This window comes from Planococcus sp. NCCP-2050 (assembly GCF_023708025.1).
GTDB lineage: Bacteria > Bacillota > Bacilli > Bacillales_A > Planococcaceae > Planococcus.
In genome coordinates this window covers 775912-797400 of sequence record NZ_BRCX01000001.1, presented here as the reverse complement: position 1 = coordinate 797400, position 21489 = coordinate 775912, and the positions used below count along the sequence as shown (strand labels likewise).

Genomic DNA, 21489 nt, shown 5'->3' with positions numbered 1-21489 from the left:
CAAATGGACTCAATGATAACAAAATTTTTCTTATCGTTATTGGTGCCTGGTTTGCTCGTTGTGTTATTTACCCGTGTGACCTTCAATCATATTGTCGCATTGATTTTGACAGTGGCGCTTATTGCAGCTGCTGTCTACGCGGGATACACCCATACTTGGCTCTTATTTGTCGTAAATGCCGCCTCCCTAACCATCGGGTTTTGGTATGCTTCAACGATGTACCAACGCAGAAAAAACGCCGAAACTCATGAAGATGAGTAACGGCGTTTTTTTATAGGCAAGAAAGGACCAAATTGTTATTAAAGGAACCAAACGCTGTAAACGGCGAGTACGGCAATAGAACCTAACACCACCGTCATGACATTTGCTCCTGTAAAAGCAATTCCAAAAGCAGCAGCGGCTCCAATAATGCCGAACCATACATTTTCTTGAACAAAAAAGATGGCCGGGAAGATGAGTGCACCTAATACCGCATAGGGAATATTGCGCAATACGTTTTGGATGGCCGGCGGCAATTCGCGCCCTTCCAAAAAAGTCAAAGGGATTGCGCGTGGAAGGTAAGTCACAATCGCCATACCGATAATCATCCACCAATACCAAGCGCCCATTATGTCCGCCTGCCTTTCGAAGAAATGATTTCAATAAAAATAGCTGATGCCAGCGTTGACACAAGAATCGCCCACCCGGTTGTCAGCCAACCGGTGAAATAAAAGAAAGAATTAATCAAAGCTGCGATTAACGCTAAGCTGACTACTTTCCGGTTCCCGCGCATGGAAGGGACCAATAGCCCGACAAACATGGCATATAAAGCGATGGACATGGCCGCTTGCAGGAATTGGGGAAGATTGGCTCCGATCAAATGTCCAACTGCAGTAAAGACGACCCAGCTGCCATAAGCGATCACTATGACGCCAATTCCGAAAGAAGTCCGCAGCTTGCCGCCTTGTTGTGTCGCAAGCACCGAGAAAGATTCATCGGTTACCCCAAAAGCGTAGAGGGCTTTTATCCATTTTTTCTCAGGCTGCATCTTTTCGTTGAGCGAAGCCGTCATAAGAAAGTGGCGAATGTTGACAACGAACGTGTTCAAGACAATGAGAAGCGGAGAAACCCCCGCTGCAATTAAAGAAAGAGATATGTATTGGGCTGCACCTGCATAGACGAAAATACTCATTGCAGTAGCTTCAAGCAATGATAAGCCCGTGGTCTTAGCCAGCAATCCAAATGTCAGAGCAATTGGGAAGTAACCAACTGCAATACTTGTTCCTGCTTTGATCCCGGAAACAAATCCACGATCATCCATTCAAATCGCTCCCTGCACAAAGTATTTCTCTTTTCCAAATGAAGAGAAAGAGTGTAAAGTAAATAATATACGAATATAAGCATAGCATAAAATTATTTGAAAATAGAAACGGTTTTTGAAAATTAAAGCAATTAAAAGGATTGAGTTCATGGCTGATTTTTTTACGATGGAAAATATTATTGAATTGACCCAATCTTATCGGGCTTTTGGTCCGCTAATCGGATTTTTGCTTCCTTTCTTTGAAGCCTTTCTTCCATTTCTTCCTTTGTTTGTTTTTGTCTTCGCAAATGCGACAGCTTACGGATTATGGATTGGATTTTTAATCTCTTGGGGCGGGGCAGTAGCAGGGTCTTATGTGGTTTTTCTAATTATCCGGAAATATGGCCGTGCGCGCTTCATGAATTTCATGACAAAACATGAGCGTGTACAGCGGCTGATTCATTGGGTTGAACGGAATGGCTTTGGCCCGCTTTTTTTATTACTCTGTTTTCCTTTTACACCATCCGCGCTAGTAAATTTAGTGGCAGGGCTTTCTAATATCAGCCGCCATTATTATTTGCTGACGTTAATGGCCGGAAAATTCGTGATGGTCTTTATGATTTCTTATGTTGGCTATGATATCCGCGCATTATTCACTCAACCGATACGGACAGCTGTCGTTATAGTAGTGATTATTTTGCTCTACGTTATCGGAAAAGTGCTGGAGAAAAGATTGAACAAGCGTGTGGAAGCAGACTTCCGGCAAGCCAAAAAAGACCGGGAAAACAGCGAAGTGGAATAGCAGTCAGGAATGGCAAAAATGGCCAAGTTCTTATATAATTAGAACAAACGTTCTTATTGGGGGTTAAATAATGGCATTACGAATTGTTTACGGACGAGCGGGTTCCGGAAAAACACGATACATCCAAGAAGAAATAGCCGATGAATTAAAACGGCAAGCTGACGGCGATCCGATTTTCTTCATTGTTCCGGATCAAATGTCATTTTCTACCGAGTATAGGCTTTCATCAGCATACGGCATGCAAGGCATGATCCGTGCACAAGCCGTGACTTTTAAACGCCTAGCTTGGCGAGTGCTCCAGGAAGTAGGGGGCATCAGCAGAAGAGAAGTGGATACATTCGGCTATCGCATGCTGATCCGCAGTTTATTGGAAGAACATAAAGAAGAGTTTCAGTTATTCCGGAGAGCTGCCGGAAAAAGAGGCTTTACCGATCAGATTGAACAGTTGGTGAAAGAATTCTCGAGATACTGCGTGGATTGCGGCGAATTGACTGGAATCCGCAATACATTGGCTGAAGCGGGGGCTCCGCGCACCTTGCTTGATAAAGCTTCTGATTTAGAACTGATCCTTTCAGAAATTGAAAGCCGGCTTGGTACGGTTTTTGTAGATTCTGAAGGGCATTTAGCTATGCTTTCAGAACGCATTAAGCATTCGGAAATGATTAAAACTTCAACCATCTATATCGATGGTTTTGTTAATTTTACAGCACGTGAATACGAAATACTGACAGAACTCATGAAATACGCTAAGAATATGACCATTGCACTTCCAATGGATGACCATTCAAATCCAGAGGACGAACAGGATCTCTTTTATCAGTCGGCGAATACTGCACGCCGGTTGACCGAATTGGCAAAAGCTGAAGCGGTAGATATCGATATGCCCGTTTATATGACAGAACAGCGGCGATATAATAACCGTGAATTGGCGCATTTGGAAAAGCATTTCGATGATTTTCCTTTGCGCACAACCGTCTCTGAAGGGAACATCGAATTGATCGAAGCTTCGAATCGACGTGCTGAAATGCATGCCGTCGCACGCAAAATCCGTGATCAGGTTCGGAACGGGCTGCGCTACCAGGACATTGCTTTGCTGTACCGGCAGCCGGAAGTCTATGATGAATTGATCAATACGGTCTTTCCTCAATATGAGATCCCTTATTTTATCAGCAGAAAAAAGTCCATGCTGCATCATCCGCTCATCGAATTCAATCGGTCGATTCTAGAAGCGGTACTTTCGAATTTCTCCTACGAACCGGTATTTAGAGCAGTAAAGACCGATTTGTTCTTTCCGGAAGGCAGTGTCTCTAAATGGCGAGAACGAAGCGACATTCTTGAAAACTTCGTCATTGCCAATGGCATATATGGAGAGCGCTGGTTTGAAGAGAAGCGCTGGTTCTATAAAAAATATCGCGGACTTGAATTTCACACAGGTATTCAAACGGATGAGGAATTAGCTGCTCAAATGGAACTGCATGCAGTCCGGGATTTGATAAGGGAACCGTTGCTTCAGTTGAAAGACGATTTGGAACGGTGCCGTACGGGCAGAGACATTGCTGAAACTTTATATGTCTTTATCGAGCAAATGCATGTCTATGAAAAACTGCAAGCCCTGAAAAACAGAGAAGAGACGGAACACCGCTTGCTGTCGGCAACTGAACATGAACAGGCGTGGACACAATGGACCACTGTTTTAGACCAGTTCGTCTTAATGTTCGGCGATAAAGAAGTCGAATTAGGGGCCGCATTGAAAATTTTAGATGAAGGATTTGAAACATTGGAATTCTCGCGCATTCCTCCTTCATTAGACCAAGTGACCGTGTCCAAGATGGATTTAGCCCGTCTAATGGATATTAAATCAGTCTTTGTGATTGGTGCCAATGATGGCATCTTGCCTCAGCGCGTCGAACAAGAAGGGCTGCTTACCGATACAGAGCGGGAATGGTTTGCCCAAATCGGCTTTGAATTGGCTCCGACTTCGAAAATGCGGCTAATGGATGAAACGTATATGGCTTATCGGACATTCACATCTTCTTCCGATTATTTGACGGTATCCTATCCAATTGCCGACGAAGAAGGGAAGGCGCTCTTGCCTTCACTTTATATTCAGAAGCTCCGCGATATGCTTTCTATCGAATTGACTCCGGCCGTCATCGATCCGGAAGAATTGAAAGAAGTGTCCCATCTCTCTTATATTTCTCACCCACGGGCGACGTTGTCTTATTTGACTTCCCAACTGCGGAACGGCGAAATATCGCCTGAATGGCGGGCCGTCCTCCATTATTATCAGCAGGATCCTTTGTGGGCATCGGTTATTGAACGGATTTTGGAACCCTTGAAGCCGAATATTGCTGAACAATTAAGAGAAGATATCGCTGAACCTTTATATGGCACGCCAATTGCATCGAGTGTTTCGAGAGTCGAGACGTATTATGGCTGTGCTTTTGCGCATTATGTAACGTACGGGCTCCGTTTAGAAGAACGCAGCCAGTATAAATTAGCGGCGCCGGCAATGGGCGATCTTTTCCATGCAGCGATCAAATGGATTTCTGATGAAGTAAACCGCTTGAATGTCTCGTGGTCTTCACTGACAGAAAAACAATGCCGGGAAATGGCTAAAAATGCACTAGATCAACTTTCACCTTATTTTGTCAATCATATATTAATCAGTTCCCATAGATATCGCTACATTCAGCACAAATTGGAAGGGATTATCCGCCAAACGGCATTTATGTTGAGCCGCCATGCAAAAGTCACAGGCTTTTCACCGGTAGCGCTTGAAGTCGGCTTTGGCCCGAAAGAGCAAATTCCTCCACTCGCTATCGACTTGAAACTCGGACGGAAAATGAATGTCCGTGGACGCATTGACCGGATTGACTCAACAGATATTAACGGTAAACCTTATATCCGCGTTGTCGATTACAAATCTTCTAAGCAAGGATTGGATTTAGGGGATGTTTACTACGGATTGTCGCTTCAAACGTTCACTTACTTAGATGTAGCTCTGACCCATTCAGAGCGCTGGCTCGGTGCGGAAGCTGAACCGGCGGGCGTGCTTTATTTCCATATGCACAACCCGATGTTGAAGTTGACGAAATTGATGACAGCAGAAGAATTGGAAGAAGAATTGGCGCGGTCCTTTAAAATGAACGGGTTGGTAGTGGAGGACCCGGAAGTGATCCATGCGATGGACAATGAAATAGATGGGTTCTCCAATATTATTCCGGTGCGCATGAATACGAAAGGCGTCATTTCAAAATCCCAATCAAAAACTGTTTTGAAAGAGGACATGAATTTAATCCGGAAGTTTGTCCGCAATAAGCACCAAGCAGCGGGTAATGGCATCCTTGATGGAGATACACAAATTACCCCTTATAAAGTAAAAGAAGATACCCCTTGCCAATTTTGTTCCTACCGGTCGATTTGCCAATTCGATCCGACCGATCCGGAACAGAATTTCCGGAAATTACCGGCTTTATCACCTGATAAGGCTGTTGAATTGATTCGAAAGGAGACGATTGCAGATGATACCGATCAAACCGAGTGATGCGACTTGGACAGATGAACAATGGCAGGCCATCTGGGCAAAAGGGCAGGATATGCTGGTTTCAGCAGCGGCTGGATCCGGTAAAACAGCTGTCTTGATCAATCGGATGATTGAGCGGGTCTTATCAGAAGAAAATCCGGTCTCCGTTGATGAATTGCTGGTCGTGACTTTTACAAACGCGTCTGCTGCAGAAATGCGCCACCGGATGTCGGCAGCTTTGGAAAAAGCGGTTGCTGAAAATCCGGAATCGAAGCATTTGCGGAAACAATTGCGTTTGATCAATAAAGCACAGATCTCCACGCTGCATTCATTTTGCCTTCAAGTGGTGAAGCAATATGCGTACCTATTGGAAATCGATCCCGGATTCCGTATTGCCAATGAGACCGAAGCGGCTTTGCTGCGCGATGATGTATTGGAAGCGGTGCTTGAACGGGCTTATGAAGGCGACCAGGAAGATGCTGTTTACCGGTTGGCTGACAGCTTCACTTCTGACAGAAGCGACCAGGCGATGGAAGTGCTGCTAAGCAAATTATACGATTACTCGCGTGTGCATCCGTCCCCTGAGCAATGGCTTGATAAGGTCCCAGAATTATACGATGTGCCAAGTGGATCTACTATCGACGAACTGCCGTTTATCGATGACTTGAAAATGACCATCCATCATGCCTTAGAAGAAGCGCTTCAGTTGATCCACGAAGGAAAGCAGCTGACGCTTGAACAGGATGGCCCCCATTTGCTTGCAGAGACATTTGATATGGACGGTGAGCTTGTCAGACAGGCCATTTTTGCGTTGGAGGAATCTTGGGAGAGCCTCTACCATTTCAGCAAAAAATTCACTTGGGGAAAAGCGGCTACCATCCGCAAAGATAGCTGCGACCCCGCCCTTGCAGAGGAAGCGAAAAAGCGCCGGAATGACGTAAAGAAAATCGTCAATGGCGTTTTCGATTCCTATTTCACGCGCACCCCGAACCGCTTGCTCGATGAAATGCGGGAAATGGCACCTTTGATGCGGACATTAGTCGATTTGACGAAACAATTCGCAGCGCAGTATAAGGCGTTGAAAATTGAACGTGCCATCGTTGATTTTTCCGATTTGGAGCATTATGCGCTTCAAATCCTGATAGAAGACGGCAAACCTTCACCCATTGCAGAAGATTACCGCAAGCGGTTTGCAGAAGTTTTGGTGGATGAATACCAAGATACCAATATGCTGCAGGAAACCATTCTTTCATTGGTCAAATCAGGCAGTGAAAAAGATGGCAACTTGTTCATGGTGGGAGATGTAAAACAGTCCATCTACCGTTTCCGGCTGGCTGAACCGATGCTGTTTCTTGGCAAGTATAACCGTTTTGCGAAAGAAGGCGGCGAGAATGGCATGCGAATCGATTTGAATGCCAATTTCCGCAGCCGCAAGGAAGTGCTTGATGGTACGAATTATATCTTTTCACAAATCATGGGTGAACGCGTGGGTGAAATCAATTATGACGAAGCAGCTGCGCTAAAACATCAGGCACCTTATCCCGAACAGGAAGTTCCTGTAGAACTGACGCTGATCCATGAACCGGAAACGGAAGAAGAGCCGGAAGATGAGCTGTTGAAATCACAATGGGAAGCCCGTTATATTGCGGGCAAAATCCGGGAGTTGATGGAAAAAGAAACTCAGATTTACGATCCATGGAAAAAGACGCAGCGGACATTGGAATACAGCGATATTGTCGTGCTCATGCGTTCGATGACTTGGTCTGGAGATTTTGTGGACGAATTCAAGATGGCAGGCATCCCTTTATATGCGGAACTGTCCGGCGGCTATTTTGATGCGTTGGAAGTGATGATCATGCTGAATACGCTGAGGGTCATCGATAACCCGTATCAAGATGTACCTGTCGTTTCAGTTCTGCGTTCGCCGTTTATCGGCCTTAAGGAAAATGAACTTGCTGCCATCCGTCTAGCAGCTCCGCAAGCATCTTTCTATGAAGCGTTGAAAGTTTTTATCCGCGGAGGATCCGGCATTCATCCAGCAACTGCAGAAAAATTAAGAAGATTCATGTACCAATTGGAAGATTGGCGCAATCTGGCGCGGCGCGGGTCACTCGCCGAATTGATTTGGCAAGTGTATCTCGATACGAACTATTACGAAATGGTTGGCGCCATGACGAACGGCAAACAGCGGCAAGCGAATTTGCGGGCACTGCATGACCGGGCGCTTGAATATGAAAAAACATCTTTCCGTGGCTTATTCCGCTTCCTGCGTTTTATCGACCGGATGCGGGAAAGAGGCGACGATCTCGGCACTGCAAAGTCATTAAGTGAAAAAGAGAACGTCGTACGCCTTATGACCGTCCATAAGTCGAAAGGTCTGGAGTTTCCCGTTGTGTTTTTTGCAGGGACCGGCCGCCAATTTAATGAAATGGATTTCCATAAATCCTATTTATTTGACCAGGACTATGGGTTGGCGGTTAAAGCCGTAAACCCGGATACGCGTATTGAATATACTTCGCTGCCGTTTCTGGCTGTAAAGGAAATGAAGCAGCTTCAGATGAAAGCGGAAGAAATGCGCGTATTGTATGTAGCCATGACGCGGGCAAAAGAACGCCTTTACTTAACCGCTTCTGTTAAAGATATTGAGAAGACGATCGAAAAATGGAAAGTATCCTCTTCTGATTTAAAACTGCCTGACTTTATGCGTTCCCGGGCAAAGGGTTATCTCGATTGGATCGGACCGGCACTTTCCCGGCACCCGGATATCACAGAAGAGATTGGCAGTTCAGGAAGTAAGCTGCCCCATCATTCGCGTTTTCAGCTAAACATAATCGAGTCACAATCGCTCGTGCCTGCAATATTGGATTTGGACGAACTCCTGCAGATTACTGCAGATGAGAAAGATTATACGGAAGTGATCAAAGCGCGTTTTGATTATCGTTATCCCTATATGCACGCTGTAGAAAAACGTTCAAAACAATCGGTTTCCGAAATGAAGCGGCTGCAGATGCTTCAACGATCCGATGAACCGGAATCGTTCATCCAGTCAAATGCCCCTGCTCAAAAAACAATTATGCACCGGCCGGATTTCATGCAAGATAAACGGCTATCCGCTACAGATATTGGAACAGCAGTACATGCGGTTATGCAGCATATCTCATTTGAAGAGAAGATGGGGTCTGCTGAAATCAGATCGTTTATTAACACTTTGGTAGGCAGAGAAATTTTATCTCCTGACGAGGCAAAAGCGATTAGGGTCAAAGATGTTGAAGCATTTTATGTAAGTGAGATCGCCGAACGCCTTTCTAACGCTTTGAATATCAAAAGAGAAGTTCCTTTCACATATGCCAAAAAAGACGAAGAAGGCGATTCCCAAATTGTCCAAGGGATTATCGATTGCTTGTTTGAAGAAGAGGATGGATGGGTTTTGCTCGATTACAAAACAGATAGGGTAAGCCAAATTTCAGATGTACCGAAAGAAATGTCGGCACGTTATGAGATTCAATTATCGGTCTATCAAGAAGCAGTTGAAGCGATATTGAAGATTCCGATTAAAGAACGCCTGCTGTACTTGTTTTCATCAGGCGAAGAAGTGAAAATTTAGGAGGATTTAGGTGAAAGTACAACCTGTTGCATCAACTGAACGAATTGCAGCGCTAGATTTAATGCGTGGGTTTTCTCTCCTTGGAATCCTGCTGATTAATATGCTGGCGTTCCATTCGCCATTTTCGTATATCGATCCTTATAGCTGGTTCGATGGAGCTTGGGATGATGAAGTTTTCGTTTTTTTGGATATCTTCGTCCAAGCTAGTTTTTATCCGTTATTTTCTATCCTTTTCGGGTATGGTTTAACTATGCAGTTTATGAAAGCCGAGGAGCGGCGCCAGCCATTTGCACCTTTTGCGGTCAAACGACTGGCGATTTTGCTGATAATCGGCATCATTCACGCATTTTTAATTTGGTATGGTGATATTTTAATCACCTATGCCATTACTGGATTTTTGTTGATTGGCATGATGCGGATTCCTGCATCTTGGCTATTTGGCATAGGGGCTGTGATTTATGCAGTTCCCCAATTTTTCTTTTTAGCTCTTATGTTTGTGGCAGTTGCGATCGATCCGAACTTTTATACAGGCATGCAGGAAGTCCAAAATTCTTTAGCTGCCTATCCGACCGGAACTTTCGCAGAAATTTTCAGCCAACGGTTTGATGATTGGATGTACAGCAATAATCCTGTTTTTTATCTGGAATTGATTGTCCGTATATTGCCATTCTTCATGGTTGGTGCAGCGGCAGCCAAATGGCGATTAATCGAACGTGCTAAAAGTTTAACGAAGTTTTGGTGGATTCTCGGAATCAGCACGCTCATGGTCGGCTTGTTGTTGAAAGCCACGCCATATTTCATTGAAAATAATTATGCCTATAGTTATTTGCAGGATACGTTTGGCGGACCGATCGTAGCTGTCGGATACGCCTCCATGATTGTACTACTAGCGCAAAATGCAAGTGCCAGAAAACTGCTCAATCCGTTAGCTAAGGTAGGGCGGATGTCGATGACGACTTATTTAATGCAGTCGATCATTGCCACGTTGATTTTCTACTCATACGGCTTAGGTTTGTATGGCCAAGTGGATTTATTGACCGGCACATGGATTGCGCTTGGAATTTTTGCTATTCAGCTTATTTTTGCAGAAGTTTGGTTTTCCAAGTTTAAGCAAGGCCCGATTGAATTCTTATGGCGCAAAGCGAGCTATGGAAGAAATTTCGAAAAAAGCAACAATTCAAAAGAATGAATGTGTATAATGAATGGAATCAAAGAAAAGGAGTGTTTGACGAATGAAGCTGTTATCTTTTCGATATCAAGAAGAAGAACGTTTTGGACCAAAAGTGAAAAAAGAGGAAGCTGTTTGGGATGTGTTAGCGATTCAACAGGAATTAGAAGTTTTGCCTTCGTTTCCTGCTACACTGATTGAAGGAATTCCCCAAGGGATGGAATTCGTAGAACAAATGCGTAAATTGAGCGAAGCAGCTAAAGCATCTGAAAACCCAGATCAATTTAAACTCTCTTTTTCGGATATCGAATGGTTAGCTCCAATATCAAAAACACCGAAAAATGTCATTTGCGTAGGAAAAAACTATGCAGAGCATATCAAAGAAATGGGCGGCGATGGCCCAGTCGATTTAGTAGTCTTTACAAAAGCGCCGCATACGATTGTTGCTGATGAACAGACCGTTTCTGTCCATTCGGATTTGACGGATGCTTACGATTACGAAGGTGAATTAGCGGTTGTCATCGGCAAATCAGGAAAATCCATTCCGAAGCAGATGGCATACGACTATGTCTTCGGCTATACGATAGCAAATGATTTAACTGCACGTGACTTGCAGGAAAAACATCAACAATTCTTCTTGGGCAAAAGCTTGGAAGGGTCTTGCCCGATGGGTCCCTACCTTGTCACAAAAGATGAAATTCCGCAATCCCAAAATTTATCGATTGTCACAAAAGTGAATGATGAAGTTCGTCAAAATGGCAACACTGGAGATATGATCCGCCGTGTGGATGATCTTGTTTCAGAGATTTCCAAATACGTGCCGCTTGAAGCAGGAGACGTGATTTTAACAGGCACGCCTTCAGGTGTAGGAAAAGGATATAATCCACCTAAGTTTCTTAAAGCAGGAGATACCATCAAAGTCTCAATCGAGTCAATTGGTACGCTCGTCACACATTTGTCATAACAGAAGGCATGTCTTTTAGCACCTTAACTATGCTAAACTGTTAAGGACACTATTAAATGAGGTGAGCTTTTGGACTTTTTAACTGAAACTACACATGTACACATTACAACATGGGTTATTGGAATCGTACTGGTTCTAGTAGCTGCATTCATGAACCGCGACAGCAAGGGCCGCAAAATTGTCCACATGATCTTGCGTTTGTTCTATATCCTGATCATCATTACAGGATTGGCCTTGTTTATCGAATGGTCATCATCTGATGCAATGCAATATGGCTTGAAATTCTTATTCGGTTTATTGACGATTGGCATGATGGAAATGGTATTGGTCCGTTCGAAAAAACAAAAACCGGTTACATTATTCTGGGTTTTGTTTGCGGTCTTCCTTTTCGTAACCATGTTCTTCGGATTTAAACTGCCAGTCGGCATCAATTTCTTAGCTTAAGGTTTAAGTGAATGCCGAATTGAACTGCACTTCCATTGTTAGTTGCAACTGACGATGGATGTGCAGTTTTTCTATGGGCTGATTTAAGCTATAATCTTTAGTCCATTCACAGTTTAGACGAAAGTGGGAAGGCGTCTCGGCGTTTTCGGGAATTATCCATAGCGGCAAGGCCAAGGGTTTGATAAAATTAATCGGGTGGACTGGAATAGAGTAGCCTCATTAAGGGAGGATTTAGATTGAAAGCAAAATGGTTAACAGGCATCTTGAGCGGAGTGTTGGCAGTTGGATTGATCCAACCCGCAGCTTTTGCAGAAGAAGAACAGACGATTGAAGATGAAATTATATATGACGTGTTGATTGACCGCTTTTTCAATAAGCAAATCGAAAACGATTTTGAAGTGGATGCGCAAAATCCAGCAGCCTTCAATGGCGGTGATTTTGGCGGCGTAATCGAACAGCTGCAGCATGTGAAAGACATGGGCTTTACGCTTTTATCAATCGGCTCGGTTTTTGCAACAGATACTTATGATGGCAAAAAAGTACTTGATTACCGGCAATTGGAGCGGCATTTTGGAACGGAAGAAGAGTTGAAGGAAGTCGTTGAAAAGACGCATGAATTCGATTTGAAATTGATGGTGGATGTGCCGACTCAGCAAGTCAGCAGCAACCATATTTGGGCAGCTGAAAATCCTCAGTGGTTTTCTGAAAATGAAGATGGGACACTGGCTTTGGATACATCTAACCCTGAAGTGCAAGATGAATTGATTGCCGCAATGAGTGAATTCATCGATACATATCAAGTGGATGGACTGCGTTTATCCGATGCAGATCAATTGGATCCCCAGTTTATCGAGAAGTTTTCCGAAGCGATAAAGGAAATCCGCGACGTATATTTGATTAACGATGTAGAAATGGAAGCTACTCCAGGATTCGATGCGATGTTGTTGCCAGGCGCTGAAGAGACATTGCGCACTAGCTATAAAAACTTTGGGGCAGACAGCACAGGTTTAGGGGAATTGGTTGAATCGAGTGAAGGTCAGCTCATCCAGATTGATTCGTTGCTAGGTTCGCGTTTTGTATCGGATGTAGTAGCTGAAAGAGGGTTCCCGCCGACTCGGATGCGGGTTATTTTCTCTCAATTATTGACCATGCCCGGCATTCCGGTCGTCCAATACGGATCGGAAACGGCGATGAATGGCGTAACGCCTCAAGAATCGCATCAGATTTTGGATTTGTCCGTAGATGAGGAATTAATCGAGCACATTTCCGATTTGAACTCGCTGCGCAATTCTTCCGAAGCGCTTCGCACAGGGGATACGGAAATCATTTTAGAAGAACCGAATTGGCTAGTCTACAAACGGTCTAATGATGAAGAAACATGGATTGTAGCGATCAATAACTCTGCTGAAACGAAAGCTATCAATCTTCCTGCGGACGTGATCGGCAGTGATAAAGAACTTCGTGGATTATTCGAAAGCGATATTATCCGCCAGGAAGCTAACGGAGAATACCGAATCACATTAGATCGTGAAATAGGAGAAACTTTCCACGTAATTGACGAAACTGGATTCAATAAAGCTTATCTTGCAGCTTTAGCTGTGCTTTATCTCGTGTTTATGGCATTCTTATGGGTTGTCTGGAGAAAAGGCAAACAGCGAAAAGCGAACAGAAACGCAGCTAAATAATGAGTGTAAAAAAGGAACCAACGCCGATCGAGGCATTGGTTCCTTTTTATTTTCTTATCGCTTTATAGCCCACCATATTAATCGGGTCTTTCGGTGACGAGTAGGGAGGTGCATAGCACAATTCGAGTGCTTGCAGATCTTCAATAGTAAGGCCAGCGAACATCGCTGTTGCTAGGACATCGATTCGTTTATCAACGCCTTTGCTGCCGATGCACTGGGCGCCTAATATCTTTCTTGTTTCTGGACTGTAATGAACTTTCAAGGTGATTTCGCTATGGTCCGGATAATAGCCGGCGTTTGAATTGCCTTTATGGAGCACAGTTTCATAAAGCACACCTTTTTCGAATAGGGAACGTTCATTTAAGCCGGTCATCGCAACGTCTAGCGTGAAGACTTTAACAACCGATGTGCCAAGCAAGCCGGTCTTTGGAATGGGATTTCCTGTTAGATGCTTGGCAGCTATGAAGGCTTGACGGTGTGCGGGCGATGCAAGCGGTACCCGTTTTGCGCCGCCAGTCACGAAATCGGTGTTTTCTGAAGCATCTCCCAGCGCATAAATGGATGAGTCAGCAGTCTGCATGAATTCATTTGTGATGATTCCGCCAGTTTCTCCAATCGGGAGGCCGGCTTTTTCAGCCAGTTCTGTATTCGGTTTTATCCCGACGCTCATGATAATAAAATCAGCCTGCAGTTTATGTCCTGTGGATAAATGAAGTTCCTTCTTATCTGTTTTGGTGATCACACTGTCTGTATATACAATCACGCCGTTGTTTTTCAACTCTGTTAACACTCGTTCAGAGAATTCAGGATCCAATATCGACATCACATGTGAGGATTTATGTACCATTTGGACTTTCAGTCCAAGGTTCTTTAAATTCTCCGCCATTTCAATCCCGATAAACCCGGCTCCTGAAACTACACAACTTGAAGGCTGCGCTTGTTCAATATAAGAAATGATCCCTTCCATATCGCCGAAGCTTCTAAGAACAAAATAATCCGTAGAGCCAAGGCCATCTATGGCAGGGACAATAGCGGAACCGCCGGGGGAGAGGACGAGAAAATCGTAAGCCTCTTGAAAAGTTTCTCCGGTTTTAAGGTTTTTCACCAAAACGAATTTTTCCGTCCGGTTAATTTCCATCACTTCATGCTCTAAATGCACGTCGATATTTCGTTTTTCTTTAAACTGCTGCGGGTCAGCCATCAGCAAGGATTGAGTCTCCTCAATAACGCCGCCGATTGCATAAGGAGTTCCGCAAGCGGCATAAGACATCGTTGAATCGCGGTCGAATACCGTGATTTTAGCATCCTGATCGTAAAAACGGATTTGGCCGGCAACCGTAGCTCCACCGCCGACGGCTCCGACAATCACAATTTTCTTCATGGCTGCCACCATTAAGCTTTCCATTCGTTAAAGAAGAAGACACCGAGAGTGCCAGGGCCGGTATGGGCGCCAATTACAGAGCCAATCATATCAATTTCAATCGCTTTTGGATGAAAGTGTTCTTCAAGTTCGTTCTTTAATAACAATGCAAATTCTAAATCATCGCCGTGGCAAATCGCAATGGTCTGTTCACTCAACCCGTTGCCGCGCTCTTCGATTAGCTCCACCATTCGTTTGAGTACTTTTTTGCGTCCGCGCAATTTTTCAATTGGCACCAGTTTGCCGTCTTCCACGTGTAGCAACGGTTTAATGTTCAATAAGCCCCCGACAAATGCGCTGCCTTTTGAAATTCTTCCGCCTTTTGCCATGTAATCCAAGTCTTCTACCGTAAACAGGCTTTCAAGATGTTTGGCCAAGTGGCGAACCTTCTCGATGATGGCTTCAAGGGGTTCACCTGCTCTCCGCATCTTAACCGCTTCTTTGACAAGAAGCCCGTAACCGGAGGAAGCCGCTTTTGAATCCAAAATCGTTAATTTCAACTCTGGGTAATCTTCACGGACCTGTTCTGCTACCATAACAGCAGTATTATGCGTCCCGGATAGTTCAGAAGAAAAAGCGATGTAGAACCCTTCTTCTCCGTCTTTGGCTAATTGTTCAAAAGCATTCAGCATTTCGTCCGGCGATACTTGGGAAGTTTTTGGATGGATGTCTGCCCGGATGGCATCAAACACTTTCTTCGAGTGAACGGTCCGAATATCTTCAAACTCTTCATCTCCGATATGGACCCGCAATGGAAATAAAACCACATTTTCATCTTGGAAAAAAGATTTAGGTAAATCTGATGCACTGTCAGCGAATAATCGCATAAAAATCCTCCTTTTTATTTTAAATTTAATCGGTCAATCAATAATTCAGCGATTCCATCTTCATTATTCGTCAAGGTGATTTCGTTGGCAATATTTTTCAACGGGTCGATTGCATTGCCCATCGCAACACCGACGCCGGCAAAATCGATCATTTCAAGATCATTGTCCTCGTCTCCGAACGCAATGATATTTTCACGCGGAATGCCAAGCGACTTGGAAACCCGATCGAGTCCGACCGCTTTGCTTAAACCGCTTTTGACAATTTCGATCACATGCCAAGGAGCTCCCCATCTGCGGTGGTCGATTACTTCGGCATGAACCGAAGATAGGTGGTCATGGATCAATTGCACTTTTTCAACCGGTGCATGGATCAACATCGAAGTAGGATCTACTTTTAAGAAGTTTCTCAAGTCACCAGTCGTGATAGCCGGATCTCCGAAACTGAAGATATTCATCAGTTTTTCATCATGATGGTGTACATACACATCGTCTAATACTTCTGCGACGATATTATAAAAATCGAACTGGTGCATCGATTCGACCACTTCATGTACCACGTCCAAAGAAATTGGGGTATGGTGAGTGCCCCAAGATGAGTCGACTGGATGGTGGACAAAAGCGCCATTGAAATTGACGATTGGCGTGCTCAACCTAAGTTCTTTATAATAGACTTCGCTTGAACGAAAAGGGCGGCCTGTGGCGATCATTACTTGATGGCCCTGCTCTTGAGCCTTAGTTAAAGTGGATTTTGTTTTATCGGAAATGACTTTCTGATCGGTCAATAAGGTGCCATCTAAATCTAAGACTATTAAATGTTGCTTCATTAATAACCGTCTCCTTTCTCTCTCTATGTATAGTTTAGCGATAAATGAAGCGGTTCGTCAAAAAAACTTCAATCGGAATGCGGCATTTCGAAAAATTTCTTTTGGCTTTGGCAGATTGTTTGCTGGAGAAGAAGAACATTGGTACGATTGGATAGAAAAAGAAAAAAGGATGTGGGTTAGGTGAAAGTAGTACACGAAATTTGGGAAGGCATCCCGCTCCTGAACGTTGCAGCTGAAAACCGGTTTACAGATGCATTGCCGACGGTTGTTTTCTTTCACGGCCATATGAGTGCAAAAGAGCATAATCTGCATTACGCTTATCAATTGGCAAACCAGGGAATGCGTGTCATTTTGCCGGATGCCCATTTGCATGGCGACCGGGACGAAGGTTTGGATGAAATCCAAATGAGCTTGCGTTTTTGGGAAATTGTTCTTACTTCAATAGAAGAATTAGCTACGATACATACAGTTATTCACCAAAAGAAATTAGCTGAAGGCGAGATTGGCATCGGCGGAACTTCGATGGGCGGCATCACAACTTTAGGTGCTTTGACTGTTTATCCATGGATCAAAGCGGCTTCGGTCATGATGGGGGCTGCCAATTACGTCCAATTGGCAAAGGCACAAATGGCCCAATTTGAATCGAAAGGATTTAAATTGCCGATTACGGATGACGAACGGAAGAAAATGCTGGATACACTGGCCCGTTTCGACGGAACAAAAAACCGAGCCGTCTTCAAACAGCGCCCCTTGTTTTTCTGGCACGGGGAACAAGATACGACAGTTCCTTTTGAACCGACTTTCAATTTCTATCATGCGTTAAAGGAAGATTACGCCGAAGTGCCGGAACGGATCCATTTTATGCGGGAAAAAGAGTCTGGGCATGCGGTCAGTCGGCCTGGTATGCTTGCAGCTACTGCTTGGTTGGTTGAGCACGTGGCTAAATAAGCGGTTAAATTTCTTTTTCCAGGAAAATTTGTTAAGATGAAAAGAGCAGAATAGGGAGGGATTATGATGGATCAAGATATGAGAGACAGCATGATGGGTGCCTTAGAGCAAGTAGTGGACCCGGAACTTGGAGTCGATATCGTCAACTTAGGGCTTGTTTACGACCTTGACCTTTCAGAAGATGGGTTTGCAGTCGTAACGATGACTTTGACATCGATGGGATGCCCAATGGGGCCGCAAATCGTAGATATGGTTAAACGTGCGTTATACGAACTTCCAGAAATAGAAGAAGTAGACGTGAAAATCGTTTGGCAGCCAGCATGGAGCAAAGACCATATGTCTCGCTATGCGAAAATGGCGCTTGGCGTTAGATAATGAGAACATCAAACACCGTAAAATCATTTGATTTTACGGTGTTTTTTTGTGGTTATTATTTGCCAAACAAGATGCGATTACCTATAATTAAATTAGTCAAAGAAGGTCAAACTTAATGAGGAGTGATTTTATGGTTCAATTTACGAATGAAGAACAAAAATCCCCATTGGAACAATATGGTCGAAATATGGTGGAACAAGCGAAGAATGGAAAAGTAGATCCGGTCATCGGACGAGATCAGGAAATTCGCAATGTGATCCGGATCTTATCTCGCAAAACGAAAAATAATCCAGTACTAATTGGGGAACCGGGCGTCGGGAAAACGGCGATTGTCGAAGGATTGGCGCAGCGGATTGTCCGAAATGACGTACCTGAAGGGTTAAAAGACCGCATCATTTACGAACTGGACATGAGTTCGCTGATTGCCGGTGCCAAATACCGGGGCGAGTTTGAAGAGCGCCTGAAAAGTGTGCTTAAGCAGGTAAAAGACAGCGATGGAAAGATTATTTTATTCATCGATGAAATCCATACCATTGTCGGAGCTGGGAAAACAGAAGGCGCAATGGATGCAGGGAATATGCTTAAACCAATGTTAGCAAGAGGAGAACTGTATTGCATCGGGGCAACGACACTTGATGAGTACCGGATGAACATTGAAAAAGACCCAGCTTTGGAGCGGCGTTTCCAACAAGTCCTTGTACGTGAACCTTCTGTAGAAGATACCGTATCAATTTTAAGAGGATTGAAAGAGCGGTTTGAACTGCATCATGCAGTCCGGATCCATGACCGTGCGATTGTTGCAGCCTCAGCAATGTCTGACCGCTATATTACAGAACGTTTCTTGCCTGATAAAGCGATCGATTTGATCGACGAGGCGTGTGCGATGATTCGCACAGAAATTGATTCGATGCCGCAGGAACTGGATGAAGTCACTCGCCGTTTAATGCAATTGGAAATTGAAGAACAAGCTCTAATGAAAGAAAAAGATACAGCGAGCCAAAACCGATTGGCCACTTTAAGAAAAGAAATAGCGGACTTGAAATCTTCTACAGCAGATATGAAGAACCAATGGAAAGCTGAAAAAGAATCGTTGAAAAAAATTCAGGAAAAGCGTGAAAAACTGGATCAGTATCGGCGGCAACTGGAAGAGGCAGAAAACAAATACGATTTAAATGCAGCTGCTGTTCTTCGTCATGGCAAAATTCCAGAGCTTGAAAAGGAATTGGCTGTTCTTGAAAAAGAATTGCACGAGGGCGGTGCAGATCGTCTATTGCGTGAAGAAGTAACCGAAGATGAAATTGCCGGAATCGTCGCTAGATGGACGGGTATTCCGGTTACTAAATTAGTCGAAGGTGAACGCGAAAAACTATTAAGGCTGGATGAAACTTTAAAAGAACGGGTCATTGGGCAAGATCGGGCTGTTGAGCTTGTGACAGAAGCGGTTTGGCGCGCTCGTGCCGGCATTAAAGACGAACAAAAGCCGATTGGTTCCTTCATTTTCCTAGGTCCGACTGGGGTTGGGAAAACAGAACTTGCAAAAGCTTTAGCGGCAAACCTTTTCGATTCGGAAGACCATTTTATCCGCATCGACATGTCTGAGTATATGGAGAAACATAGCGTTTCCCGTTTAGTTGGGGCTCCTCCAGGCTATATCGGCTATGAAGAGGGCGGCCAACTGACAGAAGCGGTGCGCAGAAACCCATATTCTGTTGTGCTATTGGATGAAATAGAAAAAGCGCATCCGGACGTAGCCAATATTTTGCTGCAAATTCTGGATGATGGACGCATTACAGATAGCCAGGGCCGGTTGATCAATTTCTCGAATACCGTCGTAATCATGACCTCAAATATCGGCTCAGCTTATATCGGTGGAACCGATAATGAACATGAGCTTGAAGACATTGTCATGGTTGAATTGCGGAAGCATTTCAAACCGGAATTGTTGAACCGCATTGACGATATTGTCATTTTCCATGCACTGGACAACTCGCATTTCTATGGAATTGCGAAAAAGATGTTGGGAGAACTTGGCCAGCGGATGAAAGGCCAGCAATTGGATTTGGCGGTCGATGACTCCGTCATTGACTATATTATTGAAGCGGGAACCGACCCGGTATTCGGAGCACGTCCGCTGAAACGCTTTATCCAACGGGAAATCGAAACCAAGATTGCCCGGGAATTGATCAAAGGGGAAATCGATGCAAATGCAACACTGCATTTGGCGATGGAAGATGGAAAATTGAAGATCAAAATTAATTAAAAAAATCGCCATCCGGAGTGTTCCGGATGGCGATTTTTTTATTAATGCTTTTCTGCTGCTGGCTCGTCTGGGATGATTGCAGAAATTGCAAAAATCAAGACAGAGACGATTAGAGAAATGTAAACGCCCAACATGAAATCGAAATGTACGTTTTGAACAGCGCTTACTACATAGTTCAATAAAGAAATTAATAAGAACGACCAAAAGAATGTTCCAATATACTGCATCTAATTTCACCTCTACATAAAATATCTAGCTTAATCATATCATACCGTTCCCCATACACAAAGAAAGTTTCGAAGAATCAAAGATATTTTGTCGGAAGTATGTCAGTTAGTTGAAAAAATGAAGGACATGACGTATCATTATCACCAGGTACTAATAATTGATGTTAAATTGAAATGAGGGACCCATAATGAATGCAGGAATCATCGGCATAGGCAGATGTTTGCCGGAAGATAAATTAACGAACTTCGATTTGGAAAAACGGATGGATACTTCTGATGAGTGGATCCGGACAATGACCGGGATTGAAGAACGCCGAATTGCAAGGGATGAACAAGACACGTCGGATATGGCATTAGAGGCAGCGAAGAAAGCGATTAAAGACGCTGACATCGACCCAGCTGACATCGGATTGATTTTGGTTGCGACAGTCACACCGGATCAGCCTTTTCCATCGATGGCTTGCGTTATCCAACAGGAAATCGGGGCAGTTCATGCTGCAGCGATGGATGTGTCTGCTGCCTGTGCAGGTTTCATGTATGGCGTCGTCACGGCTAAACAATTTATCGATTCTGATGTTTATAAATATGTCCTCGTCGTAGGCGTGGAAAAATTATCGAAAATTACTAACTGGGAAGACCGTAATACAGCGGTATTGTTCGGTGATGGAGCCGGAGCGGCAGTTGTCGGCAAAGTATCCGAAGGGCGCGGCATCCTCTCCTTTGAACTTGGAGCGGACGGCAGCGGCGGTTCGAACCTTTATCAAGAAGGAAAGCATTTGGTGATGAACGGAAGAGAAGTATTTAAGTTTGCTGTTCGCCAAATGGGTGAATCTGCGATCAATGTCATTGAAAAAGCAGGATTAACGAAAGAGGAAGTCGATTTCCTGATTCCTCACCAAGCGAATATACGCATTATGGAAGCTTCGCGGGCTCGTTTGGAGTTGCCAATCGAAAAAATGTCGAAAACAATCCATAAATATGGCAATACATCTGCAGCATCGATTCCGATTTCTCTTGTAGAAGATGTGGAAGAAGGCCGGATCAAAGAGGATGACGTCGTCGTTATGGTCGGGTTTGGCGGCGGATTGACTTGGGGCGCAATAGCAATGAGATGGGGCAAATAAAGGGATATGCGA

Annotated in this window: 18 protein-coding genes; 12 read left to right on the top strand and 6 right to left on the bottom strand. The window is 44.2% G+C overall.

Features of this window, described 5'->3' with window-relative positions; all coding sequences use genetic code 11:
- The first annotated feature begins 3 nt into the window (after window positions 1-3).
- Window positions 4-261, top strand: coding sequence for a CsbA family protein (locus NFU07_RS04015; RefSeq protein WP_235196782.1), 258 nt, complete (start codon window positions 4-6; stop codon window positions 259-261).
- Between the two features lie 38 nt (window positions 262-299).
- Here NFU07_RS04015 and NFU07_RS04010 read toward each other — a convergent pair whose 3' ends face one another.
- Both NFU07_RS04010 and NFU07_RS04005 read right to left on the bottom strand, forming a co-directional pair.
- A complete protein-coding gene (locus NFU07_RS04010; RefSeq protein ID WP_251475067.1) occupies window positions 300-608 on the bottom strand; it encodes an AzlD domain-containing protein in 309 nt (102 codons plus the stop codon).
- Window positions 608-1300 carry an AzlC family ABC transporter permease gene (locus NFU07_RS04005; protein WP_251475065.1) on the bottom strand — a complete coding sequence of 231 codons (693 nt, stop codon included), beginning with the start codon at window positions 1298-1300 and terminating at the stop codon, window positions 608-610. The genes NFU07_RS04010 and NFU07_RS04005 overlap by 1 nt, the downstream gene beginning before the upstream one ends.
- Window positions 1301-1448: 148 nt before the next feature.
- Here NFU07_RS04005 and NFU07_RS04000 point away from each other — a divergent pair, with 148 nt between their 5' ends.
- The 7 genes from NFU07_RS04000 to NFU07_RS03970 all read left to right on the top strand — a co-directional run bounded on the left by NFU07_RS04000 (window position 1449) and on the right by NFU07_RS03970 (window position 13472).
- Entirely contained in the window at window positions 1449-2081 is a 633-nt protein-coding gene (locus NFU07_RS04000; RefSeq protein ID WP_251475062.1) for a TVP38/TMEM64 family protein, read from the top strand.
- A gap of 70 nt (window positions 2082-2151) precedes the next feature.
- Entirely contained in the window at window positions 2152-5628 is a 3477-nt protein-coding gene (addB, locus tag NFU07_RS03995; protein WP_251475060.1) for a helicase-exonuclease AddAB subunit AddB, read from the top strand.
- Entirely contained in the window at window positions 5606-9211 is a 3606-nt protein-coding gene (addA, locus tag NFU07_RS03990; RefSeq protein ID WP_251475057.1) for a helicase-exonuclease AddAB subunit AddA, read from the top strand. Before addB ends, addA begins: the two co-directional genes overlap by 23 nt.
- 10 nt (window positions 9212-9221) lie before the next feature.
- A complete protein-coding gene (locus tag NFU07_RS03985) occupies window positions 9222-10400 on the top strand; it encodes a DUF418 domain-containing protein (RefSeq protein ID WP_251475055.1) in 1179 nt (392 codons plus the stop codon).
- A gap of 43 nt (window positions 10401-10443) precedes the next feature.
- Window positions 10444-11343, top strand: coding sequence for a fumarylacetoacetate hydrolase family protein (locus tag NFU07_RS03980; protein ID WP_235196777.1), 900 nt, complete (start codon window positions 10444-10446; stop codon window positions 11341-11343).
- A gap of 69 nt (window positions 11344-11412) precedes the next feature.
- Window positions 11413-11787 carry a YisL family protein gene (locus tag NFU07_RS03975; protein WP_251475053.1) on the top strand — a complete coding sequence of 125 codons (375 nt, stop codon included), beginning with the start codon at window positions 11413-11415 and terminating at the stop codon, window positions 11785-11787.
- Between the two features lie 236 nt (window positions 11788-12023).
- Window positions 12024-13472: an alpha-amylase family glycosyl hydrolase gene (locus NFU07_RS03970; protein ID WP_251475052.1), complete on the top strand. Its 1449-nt coding sequence runs from the start codon at window positions 12024-12026 to the stop codon at window positions 13470-13472.
- A gap of 46 nt (window positions 13473-13518) precedes the next feature.
- On the opposite strand, the gene NFU07_RS03965 is transcribed toward NFU07_RS03970, so the two are convergent.
- The 3 genes from NFU07_RS03965 to NFU07_RS03955 are packed head-to-tail and all read right to left on the bottom strand — an operon-like array spanning window position 13519 to window position 16543.
- Entirely contained in the window at window positions 13519-14853 is a 1335-nt protein-coding gene (locus tag NFU07_RS03965) for a CoA-disulfide reductase (RefSeq protein ID WP_251475048.1), read from the bottom strand.
- Window positions 14854-14864: 11 nt separating this feature from the next.
- Window positions 14865-15719 carry a DegV family protein gene (locus NFU07_RS03960; protein WP_251475047.1) on the bottom strand — a complete coding sequence of 285 codons (855 nt, stop codon included), beginning with the start codon at window positions 15717-15719 and terminating at the stop codon, window positions 14865-14867.
- A gap of 14 nt (window positions 15720-15733) precedes the next feature.
- Window positions 15734-16543, bottom strand: a complete 810-nt coding sequence (locus NFU07_RS03955; RefSeq protein WP_251475046.1) for a Cof-type HAD-IIB family hydrolase — start codon at window positions 16541-16543, stop codon at window positions 15734-15736.
- A gap of 180 nt (window positions 16544-16723) precedes the next feature.
- Here NFU07_RS03955 and NFU07_RS03950 point away from each other — a divergent pair, with 180 nt between their 5' ends.
- From NFU07_RS03950 to NFU07_RS03940, 3 genes are all read left to right on the top strand, one after another.
- Window positions 16724-17491 (top strand): prolyl oligopeptidase family serine peptidase, encoded by a 768-nt coding sequence (locus NFU07_RS03950; protein ID WP_251475044.1) that lies wholly within the window; start codon window positions 16724-16726, stop codon window positions 17489-17491.
- Window positions 17492-17557: 66 nt separating this feature from the next.
- Complete coding sequence (locus tag NFU07_RS03945) at window positions 17558-17866, top strand: metal-sulfur cluster assembly factor (RefSeq protein WP_235196769.1); 309 nt, start codon at window positions 17558-17560, stop codon at window positions 17864-17866.
- A gap of 130 nt (window positions 17867-17996) precedes the next feature.
- The gene (locus NFU07_RS03940) at window positions 17997-20126 is read left to right on the top strand and encodes an ATP-dependent Clp protease ATP-binding subunit (protein ID WP_251475041.1); all 2130 of its coding nucleotides are present in this window, start codon (window positions 17997-17999) and stop codon (window positions 20124-20126) included.
- Window positions 20127-20167: 41 nt separating this feature from the next.
- Here NFU07_RS03940 and NFU07_RS03935 read toward each other — a convergent pair whose 3' ends face one another.
- Window positions 20168-20353: a YjzD family protein gene (locus tag NFU07_RS03935; RefSeq protein WP_235196767.1), complete on the bottom strand. Its 186-nt coding sequence runs from the start codon at window positions 20351-20353 to the stop codon at window positions 20168-20170.
- A 188-nt stretch (window positions 20354-20541) separates the two neighbouring features.
- Here NFU07_RS03935 and NFU07_RS03930 point away from each other — a divergent pair, with 188 nt between their 5' ends.
- On the top strand, window positions 20542-21477 hold the full coding sequence (locus NFU07_RS03930) for a beta-ketoacyl-ACP synthase III (protein WP_251475032.1): 936 nt from the start codon (window positions 20542-20544) through the stop codon (window positions 21475-21477).
- The last annotated feature ends 12 nt before the right edge of the window (window positions 21478-21489 follow it).